Genomic DNA, 21,984 nt, shown 5'->3' on the forward strand with positions numbered 1-21,984 from the left:
ATTGCGAGGAACGAAGCAATCGCACGGAAGCATTGCCACTCTGTAGAGTATGCGATTGCCACGCTGCGCAATGACATAGCTTTAGAGAGTTCGCTTAACTATTCCCCAAAATCATTTTTCCTATTCTCCTTCTTTACCGATTGCATTTTCTTGTTGTCCAATCTTGCGGTTTTGGCGGCTTTGCTTACTTTGGTGGGTTTGCGCACTTTGGGCTTTTGTAGTGCTTTTGTTAGCAGCGATGTTAACCTTTCAATTGCTTTTTCTTTATTAAGATACTGGCTTCGTTCTTCATCGCATATTACCTGCACATAACCATCTTTGTTAAGCCTGTTCTGCAGTTTTTCGGTTAGCAGCAGCTTTTCCTCATCGTTAAACAAAGCGGATGAACCTATTGAAAATAACAGTTCAACCTTGCTCGAAACCTTATTTACGTTTTGCCCGCCCTTCCCGCCGCTTCTTGATGTTTTGTAGCTCGTTTCCTTTTGGAGATCGGCTTTTGTAAAATTCATCTTCAAAAATAAGCCTTATTGAGTTACCGCTATCAGGCCATTTGCTAATAATTTGCTATTTTAGCAGCTCTATGAACAACAATATCGTAGTAGCCATTGATGGTTATTCTTCGTGCGGGAAAAGCACCCTGGCAAAAGCTTTAGCAAAAGAGCTTCATTTTATCTATGTTGATAGCGGCGCTATGTACCGTGCCGTAACCTTATACTTTTTAAGGCATAACATTGATCTTGAAAATCATGCCCAGATAGCGGATGCCTTGCATAATATCCATCTTAATTTTCATACGCAAAATTATAAAACCTTTATTACCTTAAATGAAGAGGACGTGTCTGAAGAGATTCGCCAGATGCACGTAGCTGATAAAGTAAGCTCGGTAGCAGCTATAAAAGAAGTGCGCGCAGCCATGGTAAGGCAACAGCAGCGTTTAGGCCGCTCCAAAAATATTATTATGGATGGCCGGGATATCGGTACGGTAGTATTCCCTGATGCCCAGGTGAAACTGTTCATGACTGCCGATCCAAAGATCCGTGCCGAACGCCGTTATAAAGAGTTATTACCAACCAACCCTAACATTACTTTAGAAGAGGTTTTTGATAACCTGGCACACCGCGACTACCAGGATACCACCCGCGAGGAAAGCCCCCTTACCCGCGCCGAAGATGCCATTATATTAGACAACACCGACCTGAGCCAGGATGAGCAATTGATGTTTGCCATAAGCCATATTGAACCGTTTATTGCGGAGTAGCGGTTAGTGATTAGAGGTTGGAGATCGGAGATTAGTTTCTTTTCAGAGATCAGAGATTAGATTCAACCCTTGAATAAAAAGCGCCATAAGCAAAAACCTTATGACGCTTTTTTTATTCAGAAACTGATGATTATATCAGCCCCCCAATTAATCAGTGTAATCAAAAATCAATCGGTGAAATCCCGGAAAAAATCAGCGAAATCAACGTAATCAAAAAATCAACGGTTAAACTTCTCCGCTTTCACCCCAAACCTGTTTAAAAAATCCACTCCCTCGTCGCTTGCTAAGCCTTTATATTCGGCATATGATTTATCATAATAAACCTGGGTGATCCCGGCCGAATAGATGAGCCTTGCGCAAGGCAAACATGGCGACAGCGTGGTATACAACGTAGCGCCTTCAAGTCGCGCCCCATTTTTTACCGCATAAAGTATCGCGTTTTCTTCGGCATGCAGGGCAAGTGAACAGCTGCCTTTTGAATCGCGCGCACAACCTGTTTCGGGCCATTCCACATCACAATTATGTGTTCCAGCCGGCGGACCGTTATAGCCTATGGAAATAATCCGCGTATCACGCGTTAAAACCGCTCCCACATGCGCCTTAACACAATGCGACCGCTCGGCCAACTCCGTGGCCAGGTTCATGAAAATTTGATCGAAGCTGGGTTTTGTCATCGGTGATCGGAGGTTAGAGATTTGAGATTAGTTAAAATTATTATAAAAAGAAAGAGGTTGAAAATTAAAGGCCTAACCTCTAATCTCCAACCTCTAATCTCTAAAAAGATTAATGTCCGCCTTTAACTTCAACGTGGTCAAGGTCGATACCCTGATGACGGAGTTCGTGGCTAACTTTCCATGCAAAATAAGCAAGGTATGCGAAACCAATTACAGGCACGATGTACGAGAAGTGAATACCGCTCATCCCCGGTACAACATTCCCTGCCCCGTCGGCAATTTTACCTTGCAGCGGCGGGATGATAGAGCCCCCTAAGATCATCATGATCAAAAATGCCGAGCCCTGGCTGGTGTATTTACCCAAACCTGTAATAGCTAATGAGAAGATTGATGGCCACATGATAGAGCAGCATAAACCACCGCTGATAAAAGCAAAGGTAGCCACCTTACCTGTAGTAAATAAACCGATAAGCATAAACGCTACGCCCAGTAAACCAAGTACCGATAAAGTACGGGTTGGTTTTTGCTGACCGATAAAGAAAGCAACGATCAGGATGGCTACGCAAATTGCATAAGCGTACAGGTGGCTTACGTTAGCGCCCGAGAAAACATTTACCAGCAGCACTATGCCAAATGCGAGGAAAGGGATTAAAATATATAAAACGTATTTAACCGATTTTGAAAGATTAAACGCATCAATAGATCCCGCAAAACGACCGATCATTAAACTACCCCAGTATAATGAGATATATGGAGCAATGTCTGACTCAGCAAAAGAACCAAATTCCGGGGTCTTTAATAATGAACCCATATTACTTTGAATAGTAACCTCAGTACCTACGTAAGTAAATATAGCAAGCATACCCAATATTAACTGCGGGTATTGCATGGCGCCCCAGCCTTCTTTACTCTTTTTAGCGGCGAAAATGGTACCTATCAGTGTAAATACAATTATAGCTAACGAAGCATATACAAAATATTGGCTCGGTATGCCTATAGCCTTGCTGATAGGATCGGCTGCAAGTATCAAACAAAACGCTACAAACATCACCAGCAATGGTGTATTTGCTTTTGAGCTTGATTCGATCTTTTCATCGCTGGTAACCTTTGGCAGGTTCGAAAACCAAAAGAACAAAGCAACAGCAATGAACAAGCCAGCTAACAGGTAATAGAGATTATTGATTGATGATATTTTAACATCAGCAGCGGCAGTTTTTGCGGTTGCCGAACCAAATAATACCACACTTACTACTACCGGGCCTAATAAAGCGCCTATGTTGTTGATACTGCCTGCAAAGTTTAAACGATTTGAACCGGTTTCAGGGGGGCCTAATGCAACAACAAATGGGTTTGCAGCTGTTTGCTGTAACGAAAAACCAACAGCTATAATAAAGAATACAGCCAAAATGAAACCAAACGCGCCCGAAGCTACAGCAGGGATCATAGCCAATGCACCAACTGCCGAAACAACGAGGCCTAAAATGATACCATTTTTGTAACCTAACTTGTTCATAATATCAACTTTACTGGCTTGTGATGCAAAATAAAGTATCAACGAACCGATGAAATATCCACCGTAAAATGTAAAGTCGATAAGTTGTGATTCGAACTGGGTAAGGTGAAAGTGCTCTTTACAGAAAGGTATGAAAATACCGTTGGAGGCGGCTAAAAAGCCCCAAAAGAAAAACACGGTAATCAGCGTATACAGGGCTGTACCGTAGTTCTTAGCATTGTTTTGTTCCATTTTAAAATAGGTTGTACAGATTTGATTTTTGAATTTCTAAACATAATTCAATTTTGGTAAAACTCTCTGGTCTTTTTTAAATAAATTAAATCACAATTTTAACTTTCGTTGTTTATGAGATAAAATTGCATATTCGCAATGTTCAAAAAAGAACAAAGCTTAACTTAATGATAAAAGCCATTGTTTCGGGTATCGGGTTTGGATTAGTACTTACATTTATTACCGGCCCGGTTTTTTTTGCGCTCATTAAAACCAGTATCGAAAAAGGGTTTCATGCCGGTGTTTCGCTTGCCCTTGGCGTGGTTTGCAGCGATGTGGTTTTTGTGGGCGCAATCCTGTTTGGTTCGCAATATATCGATGTATCTGACCATACCAAAGTTATAGCAGGCGTTGTAGGCAGCGCCATATTATTCGCGCTTGGCCTATATTACATGTTCAAAAAAAGCGAGATCAATTATGAAAACAAAGTACCATCAGGCGCCGATCGTTTTGGTTATGTACTTAAAGGCTTCCTGATGTGCATATTTAATCCCACCCTCCTCTTCCACTGGACGGTAGTGATCGGTGCGGCCAGTACCACATTCCTGGTGGGCACCCCGCACAGGTCGTTTCATATAGCTGTTATGTTTTTAACCATACTGATCATCCAGTTTGGTATGGATACCCTCAAAGCTTTTTACGCCAATAAGCTCCGGGCACGCATTTCGGTTAAGTTTATTCACCGTTTAAATGAGGTTGCGGGGATTGCGCTCATTATCGCCTCATTGGTACTGATTGATAAGCTGGTTACGCATTTTGTATTTGCAGCGCCGGCAGGATCGTAGCCAAGCAATCTTCTCTACTGTAATTTCCATTTTCCATATCGTCATTGCGAGGTACGAAGCAATCGCGAACTGCACAGAGACTCTTGTATAGCTGCTCTGCTAATAGGGAATTGCTTCGTACCTTATAATGACGTGATCATAAGTTATTAATTATTAAGTATATTTTTTTGATGAATTTTATAACATGGGCGTTGCCTGCGGCCCGGGCTTTCCGTTGCAAGTCCTCGCCTTTCCTGCCCGCAACCCTTTTACGCGCTCCGGGCTTTACACTGCAATCCCTAACGCGGCCCACGCGCAACACCGCTAAAATATATTTTACATGTCATCACGTTTTTTTTTCAGGCTTCCCTGATGGTACCTCGCAATGACGCGTTTTTAAATTCATTAGGCAAATGGCTATTTTTTTTAAAACAAAAAAGGCGATGAAAAACTCATCGCCTCGTATATCATTCCCCCTTTAGGGGGTTAGGGGGCATTACATATAAGCTCTTTGGTTTTTACCTTCCATCCAGTTAACAAAGGCGCGGTTAACAACCTTGTTACCACCCGGGGTTGGGTAATCACCACTGAAATACCAATCACCAAGGTTATCAGGACAAGCGATGTGCAGGTTATCTAATGTTTGATAAATTACCTGTACCTCGCAATTCACATTTTTAGGTGTGATGATCTGCGCAATACGGTCAGAGATCTGCTGATCGGTAAACAAGGCATAAATCTCTTTCACATAATTTTCAACTTCCTCCTTCGGCAGTTTCTGGCTGTCTTTACATTTTTGATAAACATCCAGGATCACATCTTCCCTGCCCATCTCTTTTAACAAACTGATTGCTGCTTCAAATGCCACAAATTCACCCATACGTGACATGTCGATCCCATAACAATCGGGGTAACGGATCTGCGGAGCAGACGAAACCACAACTACTTTTTTAGGGCCAAGCCTGTCAAGGATTTTCAGGATACTTTGTTTCAGCGTAGTACCACGAACTATAGAGTCATCCAATACCACTAAGGTATCGGTGCCTTTTTTGATCAATCCGTAAGTAGTATCGTATACGTGTGCCACCATTTCGCTGCGATCCGCGTCCTGGGTGATGAAAGTACGCAGTTTAACATCCTTAATGGCTATCTTTTCAACCCTTGGGGCTATCTGTAATATTTCGGTAAGCTTTTCTTCGGTAATGTCGCTTCCAAGCTCAAGCAGTTTTTCGTGCTGATATTTCTTTACATACTTGTGCATGCCCTCAACCATACCATAAAAGGCAACTTCGGCGGTGTTTGGTATGTAAGAGAATACCGTGTTTTTAATGTCATGATTAACAAAATCCAATATCTGCGGGCAAAGCAGGCGACCTAATTGCTTACGCTCACGGTAAATGGCCGAGTCGCTGCCGCGCGAAAAGTAGATCCGCTCAAAAGAGCAGGCTTTCTTTTCTTTTGGCTCGCTGAACATATCCTCAGTTATCTTACCATTCTTTTTAACGATCAACGCATGGCCCGGGCGGATTTCCCTAATCTCCTCCATCGGCACGTTAAATGCCGTTTGGATAGCAGGGCGTTCAGATGCCGCAACAACGATCTCATCATTATAATAATAAAATGCCGGGCGAATCCCCACCGGATCACGCATTACAAAAGCATCACCGTGGCCAAGAATTCCGGCAATGGTATAGCCACCATCCCAGTTCTTTGCAGATTTACGGAGGATCTTGGCAACATCCATATCATTAGCTATAAGCTTACTGATCTCCCTGTTATCGTCCAATCCTTCGCGTTTGTACTGATCAAACAAGCCCTGGTTTTCGGTATCGATAAAGTGGCCTATTTTTTCGAGCACAGTAACTGTGTCGGCCTTTTCTTTTGGATGCTGGCCTAACGCATACAGTTGTTGCAGTAATTCATCAACATTGGTCATGTTAAAATTACCGGCAATAACCAGGTTACGGGTCATCCAGTTGTTTTGCCTTAAAAACGGGTGGCAGCTTTCAATGCTGTTTTTGCCATGGGTACCATAACGCAGGTGCCCTAACAAAACCTCGCCGGTAAAGCTAACGTGTTCTTTAAGCCATTCAGCATCAGCCATCTTTTCCGGGGTTTCTTTTTGAATTTCCGCAAATTTCTTTTGGATATATTCAAAAATATCGGCAACGGCATTTGAGGCCATTGAGCGGTGACGGCTGATGTATCTTTTGCCCGGTTCAATATCCAGTTTAATGGTAGCAACACCTGCGCCATCCTGGCCGCGGTTGTGTTGTTTTTCCATTAAGAGATAAAGTTTGTTCAGGCCGTACAGTGCAGTTCCGTACTTTTTCTGATAATAAGATAGTGGCTTTAGTAAGCGGATAAATGCCACACCGCATTCATGTTTAATCTGATCGCTCATGATTCGGAATGAGGCTGCAAAGGTATCATTTTAAAATGAAGTATCGGTAAAATCTATTGTCATAACATTGCATTTATTTACAACTCTGTTTAATCTGCTTTATCGGGGTAAAAAGAACGCGTAACCTCAATATATCCAACTATATGATCGTTGAACTCTTCAAGTTCTTCGGCCGGAACCCAAAGCTCATCGTGTACAATACCGCCCACATTTTGCACATCATAGCGTTTCAAATATTCAGCAGGCAAACTAAATTTAGTCACAAAACCCGAACCTGATGCAGGCACGTTCCAATCTCTTGCTATTTGAATGGCATACTCCTCGTTCATCACCGGATAAAAAATGGGTTGTTCAGCTAAACGTTTCGGAAAACGTTTAAATCCCGATTCCTCTATGAGCTTTAATTCCCGTGGCCCTACAGGCCTGTAAAGCGTAGTTAATTCTTCCATTATTCACCTATTTCTTAAACCCAACCATCTGGTGCAGCTTAACCGGGTCATAGATCCGGCCTTCTTTTATTACTACCGATACTTTCCTGATCTCCCTGATATTACGCAGCGGATCACCATCGATAATAACAAGATCGGCTTGCTTTCCCGCTTCAACCGAACCTGTTATTTTATCAAGCCCCATTACCATTGCCGGTGTTATCGTTGCTGTTTTGATAGCCTGCGCCGGGGTAAGACCGGCTTCAACATATAATTCAAGTTCGCGGTCAAGACTATAGCCGGGGAACCCCATATCTGTGCCTGCAACAATAGTAACTCCGGCATCATGCAATACCTTAACGGTTTTCTTCATGCTTTCATACAAGGGTTTCAGCTTAGCGGCCTTCTCCGGTTCTTCGCCCATGTTTTTAAACAGTGCCTGAAGCGGCAGCGGCAGGGTATAATAATTAGGTTCCAGTTTGGTTATATCATCCTTAACGTTACGGAAGGCGAGCTCAAAAACACCTATCGTAGGATCTATCACCACACGATGGTCTTTTATAAATTTAACGGCTGCAATACTTACAGAATCATCGAAAATAACCGACCTGTCCTTATCCCGTTTCATGATGGCATACACATACTGTACGTGGTTAACCATATTCATCCCCGAATCAACCCCTTGCTGAAGGCTCATCCCTTGCGGGATATGGCCTGTTACAGTTAAACCCAACCGGTGTGCCTCATCACAAATAACTTTAACTATGGCCGGTTTTACCGAACTGTAGATCTTGATCTGCTGAAAGCCATTTTCTTTATAACGGTCTACTGCCTTTATAGCCTCTTCTTTAGTATCAGCCTGGATAATCCCCAATGCATAAGGCCCTTTGCCGTCAATAATGCCGGCTTTAATAATATTGGGCCCCACACCCTTGCCGCCATCAATAGCGGCTTTTATAGCGTTGATGTAACCAAATTCGTTACCACAATCGCGCACAGTAGTTACACCTGCTGCAAGATAGGCCGGCCCCCACTCGGCCTGCTCAAAGTGCGAGTGCATATCCCACAGGCCAGGTAAAATAGATTTTCCTTTGGCATCGATGAGCTTAGCCCCTGCCGGTATTTTAACCTCACCAATCTTACCCGTTTGTTTGATAATGCCATTTTCAATCAACACAACAACATTAGGTGTGCTTATACCGGTATTTACGTCAACCAGGTTTCCGCCGGTAATAGCTATTACCTTGTCTGCTTTACCTGTTGGTGCGGCCGCTTTCGCAAATAGTTCCATACCGTAGGTAGCCGCCTTACTGATGAGCTGTGGTAACAGTTCTTCGTAAGGTACCCGCATCATTTCCAGTTTGTCACCTTCGGCGTCATTAGTGATCAGGCATATGAGTTTACCCTCATTATCAGTCCAAACCAGTTCGTTACCCCAAACCAGTCCGCTTATGGTGAGCCGGTTAAGTGTAAGTGGCTTACCGTTAAAGGTAAGCTGATCAATACCTGCTTTTTTGATCTGTACCGCGCCAAATGGCAGTGTATGGATACTTGCAGGTTGTTTATGTTTATTCCAATATTGGATGAGCACCTGCTGCACAGTGCCCGGCGAATAGCCCGCTACCGGGAAGCTGAGCGGCAGTACTTTTTGTGTATATGATGAATCGTTAACCCTGATAGATGCTTCACCTCCGCGAATGGTTATTTTATCATCAATGGTCGAAAATCTTGAAGTATTGCCTTTTATAGTCAATTCCAGTGGATCGGCTACGGGGTTCACCTTCAACTCGGCAGTAAGCGGCACCGGCGAACCGCGGTCAACAAACTTAAAATTGACGTTATAATGAACGGCATCTTTATACTTGTGCACATAATAGGTTTCCTTACCAATGTGCTGCTCAAACTTATGCAGAAAAAAGGTACCGCTGTCGGTTGGCAAATCGGTTTGCGCGTTGGCGTTTGTTATTAAGACCGAAAAGGCGGCAAATAATAATAAAGGTGTTTTCATAAGGTCAGTAATGTTAATGTAAGATAGCGGTTTGTTTGGGATGTTACAAAACAGTTTTTTTGTGCGGGGACGCTTAAATGCGCTTTCTGACCAATCACATCATCAAAGCAAAAAATCTTCACCCAATACTTCTAAACGTTATATTAATCCTCGCCCCCAGCATCCTGCTTGTTTTGGGTACCTGGTGAAGCCAGTGATGCTGCGTTTGCCCCTGCATAATCAGCAGATCGCCGTTGTTAAGTACGACAGAGACTTTAGCATTTTTTTGCCGCTTATGCTTAAACTGAAAAACCCGCGAAGCACCAAATGATACCGAAGCGATTACAGGGTTACCGCCAAGCTCGCTTTCATCATCACTATGCCAGCCCATACTATCGCCACCGTCACGGTAATAATTAAGCAGCGCTGTATTAAACCGGTGACCGCACTGCTGCTCCGCCGCCTGCTTAATGCTATTAAGCAGCGGACTAAACTTAACCGGCACATTTACCACACCTGAATATACATATACTTCATCACGCTCTCCGTACCATGCCGTAAGCCGTGGGAAGTTCACTTCCTTGCCGTAGATCTTCATTTTATCCTGCTTCCATGGTGTTTCCTCAACCAGCCGCGTAAATACATCTTCCTTATAAAACTGAGGATAAAGCAATACCTCTCCATCAAAAGGCAACAAATTTTTTGGAGCGCCAAACAGGTTCAGCTGGTCATTATTGAATAGGTCCATGTTCAAATATCTGTATTACATGCTATAAAACACGATAGCCTGCCCTATTATCAGAATGATAAAACCTATCATTTTGATAGCTTTTCCTCATATTGAGAAAATCTTTCTCATTTTGATAAACTACTATAACACAAGCCTCTAAATAAAACAAAAACGCTATGGCACGCTTATTGGCCATGCGGTTTCACAATACAAAATAAATTTACGATGGCATTGTTTATCGCTGCTACAGCAAAATTTACAAAACGGACAATAAGTTTCTTCATTGCAGCTGGTACCATCCCCTCTTTTCCCCTAACAATTTATACACTTCATGAATTCGCACGTTAAGCAACTCACTTTCGCGGGTATGATCGTTACCCTCGGTATTATTTTTGGCGATATTGGTACCTCTCCCCTGTATGTTTTTCAAACCCTGTTGGTTGAAGGCGGTAAGGTGAACCCCGCGCTGGTATTAGGCTCTATCTCCTGTATCTTCTGGACACTCACACTGCAAACCACATTCAAGTATATCGTTATTACGCTGCAGGCTGATAACAAAGGCGAGGGCGGTATTTTTTCATTATATGCTCTGGTAAGACGTTACGGTAAATGGCTGGCAATCCCAGCTATAATTGGCGCAGGTACTTTGCTTGCCGATGGTATCATCACCCCGCCTATCTCTGTAACATCGGCCATCGAAGGTTTAAATTTAGTACCGGCATTTTCAACCGTTATTATTCCCGGCAATAACCTGATCCTCATTATTGTAATTAGCATCATTTTATTGCTGTTCTTTTTTCAGCAGTTTGGCACCAAGGTGGTCGGTTCGGCATTCGGGCCGGTTATGCTGATGTGGTTTATTATGCTGGGTGTATTAGGCACTATACAGGTAGCGCATTTCCCCTCTATCTTTAAAGCTCTTAACCCTTATTATGGCGCCCATTTGCTGATGGACCACCCTAAAGGTTTCTGGTTGTTAGGCGCGGTATTTTTGTGTACCACAGGCGCCGAAGCCCTATATTCCGACCTTGGCCATTGCGGCAGGCGCAATATCCAGGTAAGCTGGATCTTTGTGAAAATAACCCTGATATTAAACTACCTGGGACAGGGCGCCTGGGTGCTGTCGCAAGCTCCGGATAAGAACTTTACCGGCGTTAACCCTTTCTTTGAAATCGTTCCCCATTTCTTCCTGCTACCTGCGATAGGTCTGGCTACACTGGCAACCATTATTGCCAGCCAGGCTTTGATCAGTGGTTCATTTACGCTTATCAGTGAGGCGGTGAGCATGAATTTCTGGCCGAGGATCACCATCAAATACCCGTCAAATATCCGCGGGCAGATCTATATTCCAAGCATTAACTGGATACTGTGTATCGGTTGTATCCTGGTATCGCTCTATTTCCGCACCTCAAGCGCAATGACGGCTGCTTACGGCTTCAGCATCACCATTGCTATGCTGAGCACTACCATTTTAATGTATTACTTTATGCGCTATGTAAAGCACTGGCCGGTATGGCTGGTTACTGTTATCCTGTGCTTATTTGTAACCGTCGAATTCTCCTTTTTTGTAGCTAACGCGGTTAAAATACTAAAACGTTTGTTTTTTGTGGGATTTGAAGTTGGCCTGATCTTTACGATGTACACCTGGTTTAAGGCCCGTAAAATCAACAACCGCTTCCTTAATTTTACCGATATCAAGGAGAAACTGCCTTTACTAAACGCACTGAGCAATGATACTACCATAAACAAATACGCTACGCACCTGATCTATCTTACCAAAGCCAATAATGGCAAACAGATTGAAGAAAAGATCATCTACTCCATCATGAGCCGCCGTCCTAAACGTGCCGACACCTATTGGTTTGTGCACATTGAACGCACCGACGAGCCATACACTATGGAGTACAGTGTTGATCAAATTGAGCCTGGCAAAGTCATCCGCGTAGAATTCCGTTTGGGCTTCAGGATCCAGCCGAGGGTAAACGTATTGTTCCGTAAAGTAGTTGAAGATATGGTTGAACGTGGCGAGATTGATATATCCAGCAATTACCCATCATTAAAACAACACAATATGGCTGCCGATTTCAGGTTTGTGATCATGGAGAAATTCCTGTCGTACAATAACGTGTTCAATGTATCGGAGAGCTTTATCCTCAACAGCTATTTTGCCATTAAAAAACTGGCCCAGTCAGAAGCTAAGGCTTTTGGGCTTGATACCAGTGAAACACGCATTGAAAAGATCCCGCTGGTGGTAAAACCGGTTAATAATATCCACATAAAAAGGGTTGATCCGGTTACGCATAAAGCGGTTGAAGGTATGGGTAAGAAAGTTTTTGCGTAGGGCTAACCATTATGTATTAACATCCCCCACATAACTACATGTGTTGCCCCTCTTTGCTTTGCAAAGCGGGGCTTTATTTTTCTCCCTTTTGCGCTTATTTTCAACGAGTGCTTATTCCGGCCGGACAATCGCATCGCTCTTCGCGCTTTAAACGCTAACGCAGGTTAAGCTCTCGTTGCAAACGAGCGCGGGACGAATACTTCTAAAATGTCGCAATCATAATGGTATAATGTCGTGATCGTGCCTCCTTCGGCAGCCGCTGGGCCTGTAACTTTGTAATATCAATTTACCCTAAAACGGATCGGCATGAGAAAGTTAAAATTACAAATGAACCTTGCACTCAACAATAAATGGGACAGCGGAATGTCTGATTTTAGTATCGACAATCTTAAGAATGTGGACTGTATTTTACATGGACGAAAAACAGCTGAAGGCTTTATTCCCTATTGGACAGCAATAGCAAACAACCCTAATGACGCTGAGTATAAGCTTGGAAGGCGTTTCGCGGATATTCCAAATGCTGTTTTTTCAAACACCCTCAAAGTAAGCCCATGGGACAATACAAAAATTATAGGCGGCGACATAAAAGCAGCGATAGAAGCATTGAAAAAGAAAAATGGTGAAGACATCCTTGTTTATGGAGGAGATTCGTTTGTATCATCCTTAATTCAACATGATTTGATTGATGAGTTTTGTTTGCTTGTAAACCCGGCTGAGATTGGTAACGGACAACAAACCTTTAACCCTTTAAAAAATGATTTAGAGTTAAAATTGGTGAGTTGTAAACCATTTGCCTGTGGTGCGGCTTTGCTTTATTATACCAGGGCGTAAAAAAAGACTCTCCCCTCCCCGCCCTTCTTAAGAGGAGATTTGAGAGTTTTTTTTCTAATGGCGTCACGCTTAAACCCGCGTTAATATTTTTTACTACCCCTTAAACCAAAAAAAACCCGGCCTTGCGGCCGGGAATTTCATTAGATTTATTGGATTGGTTGGAAATACGTGATTATAATTTTTCGCCGTGCTGGCTGATATCAAGGCCTTGTTCTTCTTCTTCGGCCGATACCCTTAACGGCGAGATCATGTCGGTGATCTTTAACAATAATAATGAACCAAAGAATGCGAATATCGATACGCACACCAATGCCACCAACTGTACGAGAAACAGGTGTGTCTCGCCAAAAAACAAACCGTTGCCTGTTGTATTATTGGCATTTACATGCTGACTGGCAAATACGCCGGTTAACAGCATCCCCACCATACCGCCAACGCCGTGACAAGGGAATACATCAAGCGTGTCATCAATAGAAGTGCGGGTACGCCATTCCACAACCAGGTTACTCACCACAGCCGATATGATACCGATAGCCAGCGAGTGCGGCACCGATACAAAGCCGGCGGCAGGTGTAATAGCCACCAAACCAACAACAGCGCCAATACAGGTACCCATTGCAGATGGCTTGCGGCCAAGCAGCATATCAAAAAAGATCCAGGTAACACCGGCAGCAGCCGAAGCAGTTGTACTGGTAGCCAAAGCGGTAACCGCCAAAGCGTTTGCGCCAAAAGCCGAACCGGCATTGAAACCAAACCAACCAAACCACAACAAGCCCGTACCTATCATTACGTAGGTAATCCGCGCAGGAGAATGATTAGCCTCATTACGGCGTTTTAAATATAAAGCCGATGCCAGGGCAGCCCATCCGGCCGACATGTGCACTACCGTACCGCCTGCAAAGTCAAGCACACCAAATTTGGCTAATATGCCATCCGGGTGCCAGGTGCAATGCGCAAGCGGCGAGAATATGAAAATAGAAAACAGTACCAGGAAAATAATGTACGAGTTAAAACGGATACGCTCGGCAAATGCACCGGTGATAAGCGCCGGGGTAATAATGGCGAATTTTAACTGGTACATAGCGAAAAGCAGTAAAGGAATGGTTGGCGCGGCTTTCCAGGTGGCGTTACCTAACATGCCTTTCATCATGAAATAAGTTCCGGGGTTACCGATAAGGCCATAAAAGCTATCGCCGAAGGCTAAGCTAAATCCAAAGATGCCCCACATTACTGTAATGATCACCATACAAATGATGCTTTGCAGCATGGTGGAGATCACATTTTTCTTATTAACCATTCCACCGTAAAAAAACGCGAGACCGGGTGTCATGATCAAAACCAGCGCCGTCGACATTAGCATCCAGGCTATATCGCCCGTATTAAAATTGGGATGACCGGAATTCTTAAAATCAACGGACGGAAAAATGAAAGTAAGTGAAAGTATAATTAAGATCAGGAAAAAAGGGAAATACCTCTTCATGTATTCAGAAAAAATATGTTTTAAATCAGCACGAAAGGTATGATTTTTTCTAAAAACAAAAGAAAATAATTGGCTTTTGTTGAAAAAAAACAACAACTACAGATATTTCAGGATAGAATTCGGGAAAATCCCCAATAAAACGAGCAGAAAACTAATAACAATAGCTAAAACAAGTAAATTATAAGATCTTTCACTGGCAACTTCAGCATTTTCTGTCCTTTTCAGAAATAAATACAAAGGAATTTTAAGGTAATAAAACAACGATACTACCGTGGTTATGGCGCCCGTTATCATCAGCGACAACAGCCAGGTACTGTGTGTTTGCTCATAGGCGCTGTAAGCCGCCGAAAACACAAACAGTTTACCCGTAAACCCCGCAGTAACCGGGATCCCCGTTAAAGAAATAAGGATAATTACAAAACAAACCGAGGCTACAGGGTATTTTAAGCCCTGCCCCTTGTAAGCTTCCACCTCTTCAGCGTCCACAATATTGCTGAAGTACGATGCCAGTGTCAGCGCCCCGATATTGGCTAACGCGTAAACGGCCAGGTAATAGGTTAATGATGATAAGCCCTGTAAATTGAACGTAACTACTGCCATTAAAGCAAAACCGGTGTGGCCAATGCTTGAATAAGCCAGCATCCTTTTTACATTGCTTTGCAAAACGGCAGCAAAATTTCCGGCTATCATGGTGATAATACCAATGGCCGATAAAACTATCCCAAAATCAATCCCCTTCCAATCCGCCGAAAACAGGAACAAAGGCATCACATTTACAAGCAGCGCAAAAGCTGCTATTTTAGGTACGGTTGAAAGATATGCGGTAACCGGCGTGGGCGCCCCCTGGTAAACATCGGGTACCCAAAAATGCATTGGCATAAATGATAATTTAAACCCTATGCCAATCAGCACCAGTACTAAAGCAAATGAAGCGCTCACCGGGTTTACATTAGGCAACTGGGCTACAATACCCGGCAGATCCAGCGAGCCGCTGAAGCCGTACAATAACGAGATCCCGTATAGCATAACAGCCGATGATGCCGCGCCAAAAAGCACGTACTTTAAACCGGCTTCGGTACTTAAAGCAGTTTCAGACCGGTAAGCCACCATCAGGTATGATGCTATGGATACCATCTCGATGGCAAGATAAACCGAGAGCAGGTTAATAGCCATAGCCATTAAATGCAGACCTAAAATAGATGCTATGGAAATGGTATACAGGTCTGATAAGCCTTTTGGATGCACCTTCAGCTTGTCATCCCAGGTAAAATTTAATAGGAGAATGAATGAAAGCAGATCGATAATGATCTTGAAAAATACCGCCGACCGGCGCAGCAGTAACATACTGCCGAAGATAACATGATCGCCGTCAAGGATCAGGGCTACCTGCTGCAGGTCTTTAAACAACACCAGCAGCAAGCCGGCGCAGGCTACTATTTTACAAAGCTTTACAGATCTGCGCCCAAATATCAGGTCGGTTATCAGCACTACCAAAAACAGCCCGGTTAAATAAATTTCGGGCATAAAATAGGGTATGCTGCCAAAAACATTGGTTAACTGAACTGATATATGGGGAAGCAGATCGTGCATTTATATTTTATTGTACTATTACTGATTGATTTTTGGGGTATTTAACCTGGTATTTTAGTTTCACCTTCTTTTCATCGAGCGAATTTAACATGAAATTCCATGAAACCCTACCTGTTGTTGCATCAGGTTTTGCGCCTGATGTTTCCTGCGCCTCTACTTCGATATCTTTATTTTGCGAAACAGGTACCTGGTCTTCAACCAATAAATTAACCGACTGGCTTTTCCTGTTTTTTACGTCGATAAGCCAGTTACGGGTTTCCTTTTGGTTTGAACCTGATGACTGGCGCATGGCCAAACCTTTCTCCAGCGTACGGGTAACAACAATATTTTTATCGGTACCTAACGATAGGTTCAGTGTATCGGTAGTAGCATCGGTATTAATCAGCGACTTGCCAATGTATGTTCCTTCAAAAAACAGGTTGGCCTCGCCCGAAAGAAAACTGTATTTATTCCAGTTGGTAAGCTGCGCGGTGAGGAATACATCGGTACTCAATTTTGGCGCCACGTAATATTGATAAGTAGCATCAATATTATATTGGCTAATTTCAACCGCATACTGTTTGCCATCACTTGGTACCGTATAAGGGTTAGCGATGTTAAACTCAATATTGGTTTGGTTCTCTTCTTTTTTTACTTCGATAGGAACCGTGTTAATTATATTTTTATCTTGTATTCTCGCAACAGCACCGGTCAAATCCCTTTTATATTCCGTGCCATAACCTGCAACAACCACCTCGTTAAGCTGTCGTGAAGACGGATTTAGCGCCACGTTGATCATTGGCGCATTGGCCTGCCTTTCTAATGTTTCATATCCAATAAAACTATAAGTAAGCACAGCATTGGCGTTAGGGATCTGGATGCTGTAATTTCCACCGGCATCACTTACGGCCCCTATTGATGTACCTTTTACCCTGATGCTTACACCAGGGATGGAGCTGTTATCATCCCTGCTCACTACTCTACCCATTACTTTAGTTATTGGAACACCGGTACCTGAATAGTACATACCAAAGTTAAGATAAGTAGGCGTAAGCTCGGGCTTCGCCCCATTTACGCTTGGGTTACCGGTTGATAAGGTAAGCTTAGCGCTTTTCCAGTCCTCACCCGTTTTTTGCGACACGTTGGCTTTGTAAACGATAGTTATAGGGCTGTTCACATTTTTAGCACGGATATCGTAGGTAGGGAACCAGCTCGCATTTCGCACCAGATAACTTAAAGTAAAATTTGCCTGCAAGGCTACTTTTGCCGATACAGTGACCAAAACATTACTGGTTGTTTTAACACCTGCTTTGTTAATCTCAGCAATTTGTTTGTTATAACCTTCAAGCTCGTCGTTAAATAACTCTATCTGATCATTTACGGCTTGCTGATTCTTTTTGATCTCGTTTAAGCGGGCGGTCTGAAAATCGAGTGTCTGTTTCAGTCTGATCGGATCCAGCGCAACATTAGTCCCATTGCTCACCGGGTTTTTAGCCAGCGTATTAGCTTCTTCCTGGTAAATGGAGAGCATGTTGTTTTGCAAGGCTATTTTGTTTCTTACCAGCTTTACTTTTGCGTCGATAGCCTGTATATCTTTTTGCCTGATATCATTATCGGCAAAATCAAGTTCGTGATTAACCGAAAGAATCGTAAAATCGCCGCCTGCATTTACCTGGATACTCTGCACATCAATTCCAGGCGACAGGTTTTCAAACACCAGCGTTGATGTGCCGGGGCTGATATTGACCAATGCGGTACGACTTACCTGTGCTCCGTTCAAAAACACGGTTACTTTTTGAACTTTTGAGGCTACCTTCTGGCCTTCATCGGCCCTTGTTGCTGCAGCGATAAAAAGCAATGCTGCTGCGATAGATAATTTTTTAAACATAATTCTTTCGGTTAAATACATACCATCTGTTATTTCGCTTATGCCCGGGTTGCCGGGGGCAGCGTAAATAAAAGATGCAGGTGTATGCACTTTTCCATAAATGAATTTATGTTGAAACACTATTTTTTTATTTAGCCTGTAAAAACTGTATCAATGCCAATACCGAATCATTGATTTTTCCAAACACCAACGACGGCATCAAACCTAAAGCCAATGCTGCAGCGGCAAGTGGTATCAGCGCCAGCTTTTCGCGGATGCTTACATCGGTAAGTGCTATTTTCCAAACCTCGCCGCCTTTAAGTGATACTTTTCCGAAGAACATGCGCTGCAGCGTCCACAGGAAATAAGCCGCTCCCAACAGGATCCCTACCGAACCGCAAACAGCCATCCAGTATGGCAGCAAACCGTTAACCGTTGGCGATTTAAATGTACCCGTCAGTGTAAATGCTTCGGCCACAAATGCCGAAAAGCCCGGCAGCCCCAGTGAGGCAAAGAAAGCCACCATAACAAAGGCTGTATATTGAGGCATCTGAGTGCCCAATCCACGGAAATGATAAATATCCCTGTCGTGTACGCGGTTATAAACCACACCCACCAAAAAGAACAGCATTGATGATAAAAAGCCGTGACTTACCATTTGCATTACCGCGCCGCTTACACCTTCGGCAGTTTGCGAGGCAATGCCCAGTAACACAAAACCCATGTGCGATACCGATGAGTAAGCGATCATCCGCTTCAGATCGCGCTGGGCCAGCGCGTTGCAGGCACCATATAATATCGAAACAACCCCAATCAACCCAAGCCAAAAAGCGCCGGATGATGCTATCTCCGGGAAAATTCCCAGACAGATGCGGATGATGCCGTAACCGCCTATTTTAAGGAGCACACCGGCAAGAATGATAGATACCGGTGTAGGCGCTTCAACGTGCGCATCGGGCAACCAAGTATGTAAAGGCACAACCGGCACTTTGATGGCAAATGCAATAAACAATACCACAAAACCAACCGTACGCGCAGGCATCCCCAATATAGTTTGATGTGCCGCCACTGAAAATACCGAACCTTGGGTATAATTGGCAGGGTTCATCATCTGGATAATATTGAAAGTATGGCTACCTGTAGCCGGATCATTTACTGATAGGTATAAACCTACCATCACCAGTAACATAAATACTGAACCAAACAGGGTATACAAGAAAAACTTGATGGCCGCATACTCCCGGCGTACACCGCCCCACATTCCGATCAGGAAATAGAGCGGCAGTAACATGAGCTCATAAAACAGGTAAAACAGGAAGAAATCCAAAGCGCAGAATACACCCATCACGGCCATATCCAACAGTAAAAACAAAAGGAAGAAACCTTTGAGATTGCTCTTGATTTCCCAGGAGGCCAGCGTAGCAACCACCATCACCAGTGCCGACATTACCAATAGGGTTACCGAAATGCCATCTATCCCTACAAAATAATCTATCTGCATTTTGCCCATGCTGCCCAGGTTAAGGGCAATCCATGGCAGTTTCTGTACAAACTGAAACTGGTCTTCATGGTTAATACCTGCCGTTGCCGCACCTGTTTTAAAGTTAAGGTAGATCGCGATGCTGATACCCAGCTGCAAAAGCGTAGCCAGCAGGGTAATATATTTAAAACTCCCCCGAACCGACGATGGCAGCAATACGATCACCAACGCAAACAGTACAGGTATAAATATGAGTAGGGTTAGTAGGTTCATTAAATTCAGATCAGTATTTTTAAAATAAAGAGTACCAACACAATGAGCAGCATACTATACAGGTAATACTGCACCTTGCCGTTTTGAAACTTACGTGCAAAATTGCCAATACTTTGCACTAATGCAGCCATTAAATGCAAAAATCCGTCGACAATATATTTATCGCACCAGGCGGTAAGGTCTGCCACCTTCCTGCTCAGCCTTTCAATTAAATGGATCAGCCCGTCAATGATATTCCTATCAAACCAAAAACAGGCTTTGCCCAGGCCAAGTACTGGTTTTACAATCACTTTCTTATAGATCTTATCCAGATACCATTGATTATAGGATAAGCGGTAAAAGAAGCCGGTTTGCGGAAACGAGAACGTATTTCTTTTTACGTAGATAGCATAGGCCGCGTACATTACAAAAACGCTTAAGATATTCACTCCTATCGGAATAATGGTATGGTAGATATTTTCGCGGGCCATGAATTCGGCAGGTTTTAAGCTTTCGAATAGCCAGGCTTTTTCATAAAAGAAAGGATTGAGCGAGAACAGTGGGAACAGACTGCATATTGCCAGTAATATCAATGGTATACGATATTGCCAGCCGCCATCGCCGATATGAATTTTAATTTCCGGATGATGTTTTAACAAGCGAAACTCTCCGAAAAATACTTTCACTATTAACCTTGATACGTAAAAGGCAGTAAGCCAACTGGTAAATAATGCACCTGCCGGGATCAGTTTAAGCCATGCGCTTCTACCCTCGCTCCATTCAAACGCCTGGATCAGGATGCCATCTTTTGACAGATAGCCCGAAGTAAGCGGAATACCTATAAGCGCCAGTGAACCAACAATTGCCACAATAAAAGTTAATGGCAACTTTTTACGCAAGCCACCCATGTACTGAATATTTTGCGGGTCGATATCCAGGTTATTTTCCTCCCTGATATGCTGCATTTCGTGGATCACAACCCCGGCCACCAAAAACAGTAAACATTTAAAGAAAGCATGCGTAGCCAAATGGAATAGTGAAGAGCCATAAGCCCCAACCCCCATCGCCAGGATCATATAACCCAGTTGCGATATGGTTGAGTAAGCAAGCACCCGTTTTAAATCGTTTTGCGTAAGCGCGATAGTGGCGGCCATGAAAGCGGTAAAGCAACCTATTACAGCAAGAACCGTTAGCTCCGTATCGGTAAACAAAGGATAAACCCTCCCCAGTAGAAATACACCTGCAGCCACCATAGTAGCCGCGTGGATCAGCGCCGAAACAGACGTCGGCCCTTCCATGGCATCAGGTAGCCAGGTATGCAAAGGGAATTGTGCCGATTTTGCAGCAACAGCAAGGAAGATCCCGGCGCAGGCTATATACTGCCATATCGCGGGTAATGTAACCATTGCCCCCCGGGTCCAAACAGAGCCATAATTAGAAGGCATCCTATTAGGAGCAAAAGTCCATTGCCCGTTATCAGGCCCCATAAACTTAACAAGTCCATGTTGTCCAAATAAGGCATCAATATCAAACGTATGAAACTGGGCAAATAGGATAATGATAGCACTTAGCAAACCGATATCGCCGATACGGTTCATGATAAAGGCTTTTTTATTGGCCTGTACGGCTTTATCCCTGGTAAACCAAAAACCGATAAGCAGGTATGATGAAAAGCCCACCAGCTCCCAGAAAGCATAGAACAGCACCAGGCTATCTACCACAACCAAACCCAGCATGCTGAAACAAAAGAAACTTAAGTAGGTAAAATAACGACTGTACCTGTCGTCATGCTTCATGTAAGCTGTGGAATAGATGTGAACAGGCAAGGCAATCAGCGATACCAACAGCAGCATCAGCGCTGACAGATTATTAAGCAGGATGCCCGCGAAAACTTTGGTGTTGCCAATGGTAAACCATAGTTTTTGGGTGTGCAGCGGTTGCTGGTTCCACACCCTTGCAAACACAATGGCTGATAGTACGCAACCCACCAAAATGGCCAGTGTTGAAATCCAGCCCGCTGCTTTACTTTTTACCGGCAGGCAAAAGTTGATGATCGAGGCCGCCAACGGTAAAGCCACAGCTGCAATGGTGTAGCTGATGATGGTTTGATCGGTATGTAAAAGCGCGGTGCCCAAT

Annotated in this window: 16 protein-coding genes; 4 read left to right on the forward strand and 12 right to left on the reverse strand. The window is 43.6% G+C overall.

The features are described from left to right. Positions 1–98 precede the first annotated feature (98 nt). Positions 99–509, reverse strand: a complete 411-nt coding sequence (gene arfB, locus BLP33_RS18640; protein WP_090531875.1) for an alternative ribosome rescue aminoacyl-tRNA hydrolase ArfB — start codon at positions 507–509, stop codon at positions 99–101. 71 nt (positions 510–580) lie between these two features. Here arfB and cmk point away from each other — a divergent pair, with 71 nt between their 5' ends. Continuing rightward, positions 581–1,258 carry a (d)CMP kinase gene (cmk, locus tag BLP33_RS18645; RefSeq protein WP_090531876.1) on the forward strand — a complete coding sequence of 226 codons (678 nt, stop codon included), beginning with the start codon at positions 581–583 and terminating at the stop codon, positions 1,256–1,258. Positions 1,259–1,476: 218 nt separating this feature from the next. Here cmk and BLP33_RS18650 read toward each other — a convergent pair whose 3' ends face one another. Beyond that, positions 1,477–1,932, reverse strand: a complete 456-nt coding sequence (locus BLP33_RS18650; protein WP_090531878.1) for a deoxycytidylate deaminase — start codon at positions 1,930–1,932, stop codon at positions 1,477–1,479. A gap of 109 nt (positions 1,933–2,041) precedes the next feature. Next, positions 2,042–3,676, reverse strand: a complete 1,635-nt coding sequence (locus tag BLP33_RS18655; protein WP_090531880.1) for an MFS transporter — start codon at positions 3,674–3,676, stop codon at positions 2,042–2,044. 167 nt (positions 3,677–3,843) lie between these two features. Here BLP33_RS18655 and BLP33_RS18660 point away from each other — a divergent pair, with 167 nt between their 5' ends. Beyond that, positions 3,844–4,500 (forward strand): LysE family translocator, encoded by a 657-nt coding sequence (locus BLP33_RS18660; protein ID WP_090531882.1) that lies wholly within the window; start codon positions 3,844–3,846, stop codon positions 4,498–4,500. Between the two features lie 475 nt (positions 4,501–4,975). Here the strand turns inward: BLP33_RS18660 and BLP33_RS18665 are convergent, their stop codons facing one another. From BLP33_RS18665 to BLP33_RS18680, 4 genes are all read right to left on the reverse strand, one after another. Next, complete coding sequence (locus tag BLP33_RS18665) at positions 4,976–6,883, reverse strand: amidophosphoribosyltransferase (protein ID WP_090531884.1); 1,908 nt, start codon at positions 6,881–6,883, stop codon at positions 4,976–4,978. Between the two features lie 89 nt (positions 6,884–6,972). Beyond that, entirely contained in the window at positions 6,973–7,332 is a 360-nt protein-coding gene (locus BLP33_RS18670; protein WP_090531885.1) for a hypothetical protein, read from the reverse strand. 7 nt (positions 7,333–7,339) lie between these two features. After that, positions 7,340–9,319, reverse strand: a complete 1,980-nt coding sequence (locus tag BLP33_RS18675; protein WP_090531887.1) for an amidohydrolase family protein — start codon at positions 9,317–9,319, stop codon at positions 7,340–7,342. 118 nt (positions 9,320–9,437) lie between these two features. After that, the gene (locus tag BLP33_RS18680; protein WP_090531891.1) at positions 9,438–10,046 is read right to left on the reverse strand and encodes an alpha-ketoglutarate-dependent dioxygenase AlkB family protein; all 609 of its coding nucleotides are present in this window, start codon (positions 10,044–10,046) and stop codon (positions 9,438–9,440) included. Between the two features lie 313 nt (positions 10,047–10,359). On the opposite strand from BLP33_RS18680, the gene BLP33_RS18685 reads away from it, so the two are divergent. Further along, complete coding sequence (locus BLP33_RS18685) at positions 10,360–12,369, forward strand: KUP/HAK/KT family potassium transporter (RefSeq protein ID WP_090531893.1); 2,010 nt, start codon at positions 10,360–10,362, stop codon at positions 12,367–12,369. Positions 12,370–12,675: 306 nt separating this feature from the next. After that, complete coding sequence (locus BLP33_RS18690) at positions 12,676–13,200, forward strand: dihydrofolate reductase family protein (protein ID WP_090531895.1); 525 nt, start codon at positions 12,676–12,678, stop codon at positions 13,198–13,200. A 172-nt stretch (positions 13,201–13,372) separates the two neighbouring features. Here the strand turns inward: BLP33_RS18690 and BLP33_RS18695 are convergent, their stop codons facing one another. From BLP33_RS18695 to nuoL, 5 genes are all read right to left on the reverse strand, one after another. Beyond that, positions 13,373–14,680 carry an ammonium transporter gene (locus tag BLP33_RS18695; RefSeq protein WP_090532068.1) on the reverse strand — a complete coding sequence of 436 codons (1,308 nt, stop codon included), beginning with the start codon at positions 14,678–14,680 and terminating at the stop codon, positions 13,373–13,375. 96 nt (positions 14,681–14,776) lie between these two features. Further along, entirely contained in the window at positions 14,777–16,270 is a 1,494-nt protein-coding gene (locus BLP33_RS18700) for an NADH-quinone oxidoreductase subunit N (RefSeq protein WP_090531897.1), read from the reverse strand. 7 nt (positions 16,271–16,277) lie between these two features. Next, complete coding sequence (locus BLP33_RS18705; RefSeq protein ID WP_175490058.1) at positions 16,278–18,137, reverse strand: mucoidy inhibitor MuiA family protein; 1,860 nt, start codon at positions 18,135–18,137, stop codon at positions 16,278–16,280. 127 nt (positions 18,138–18,264) lie between these two features. Continuing rightward, positions 18,265–19,869: a complex I subunit 4 family protein gene (locus BLP33_RS18710; RefSeq protein ID WP_090531901.1), complete on the reverse strand. Its 1,605-nt coding sequence runs from the start codon at positions 19,867–19,869 to the stop codon at positions 18,265–18,267. A 5-nt stretch (positions 19,870–19,874) separates the two neighbouring features. Further along, positions 19,875–21,983, reverse strand: coding sequence for an NADH-quinone oxidoreductase subunit L (gene nuoL, locus BLP33_RS18715; protein ID WP_090531903.1), 2,109 nt, complete (start codon positions 21,981–21,983; stop codon positions 19,875–19,877). Between the last annotated feature and the right edge of the window lies 1 nt (position 21,984).

The organism is Mucilaginibacter sp. NFR10 (assembly GCF_900100445.1).
Lineage (GTDB): Bacteria > Bacteroidota > Bacteroidia > Sphingobacteriales > Sphingobacteriaceae > Mucilaginibacter > Mucilaginibacter rubeus.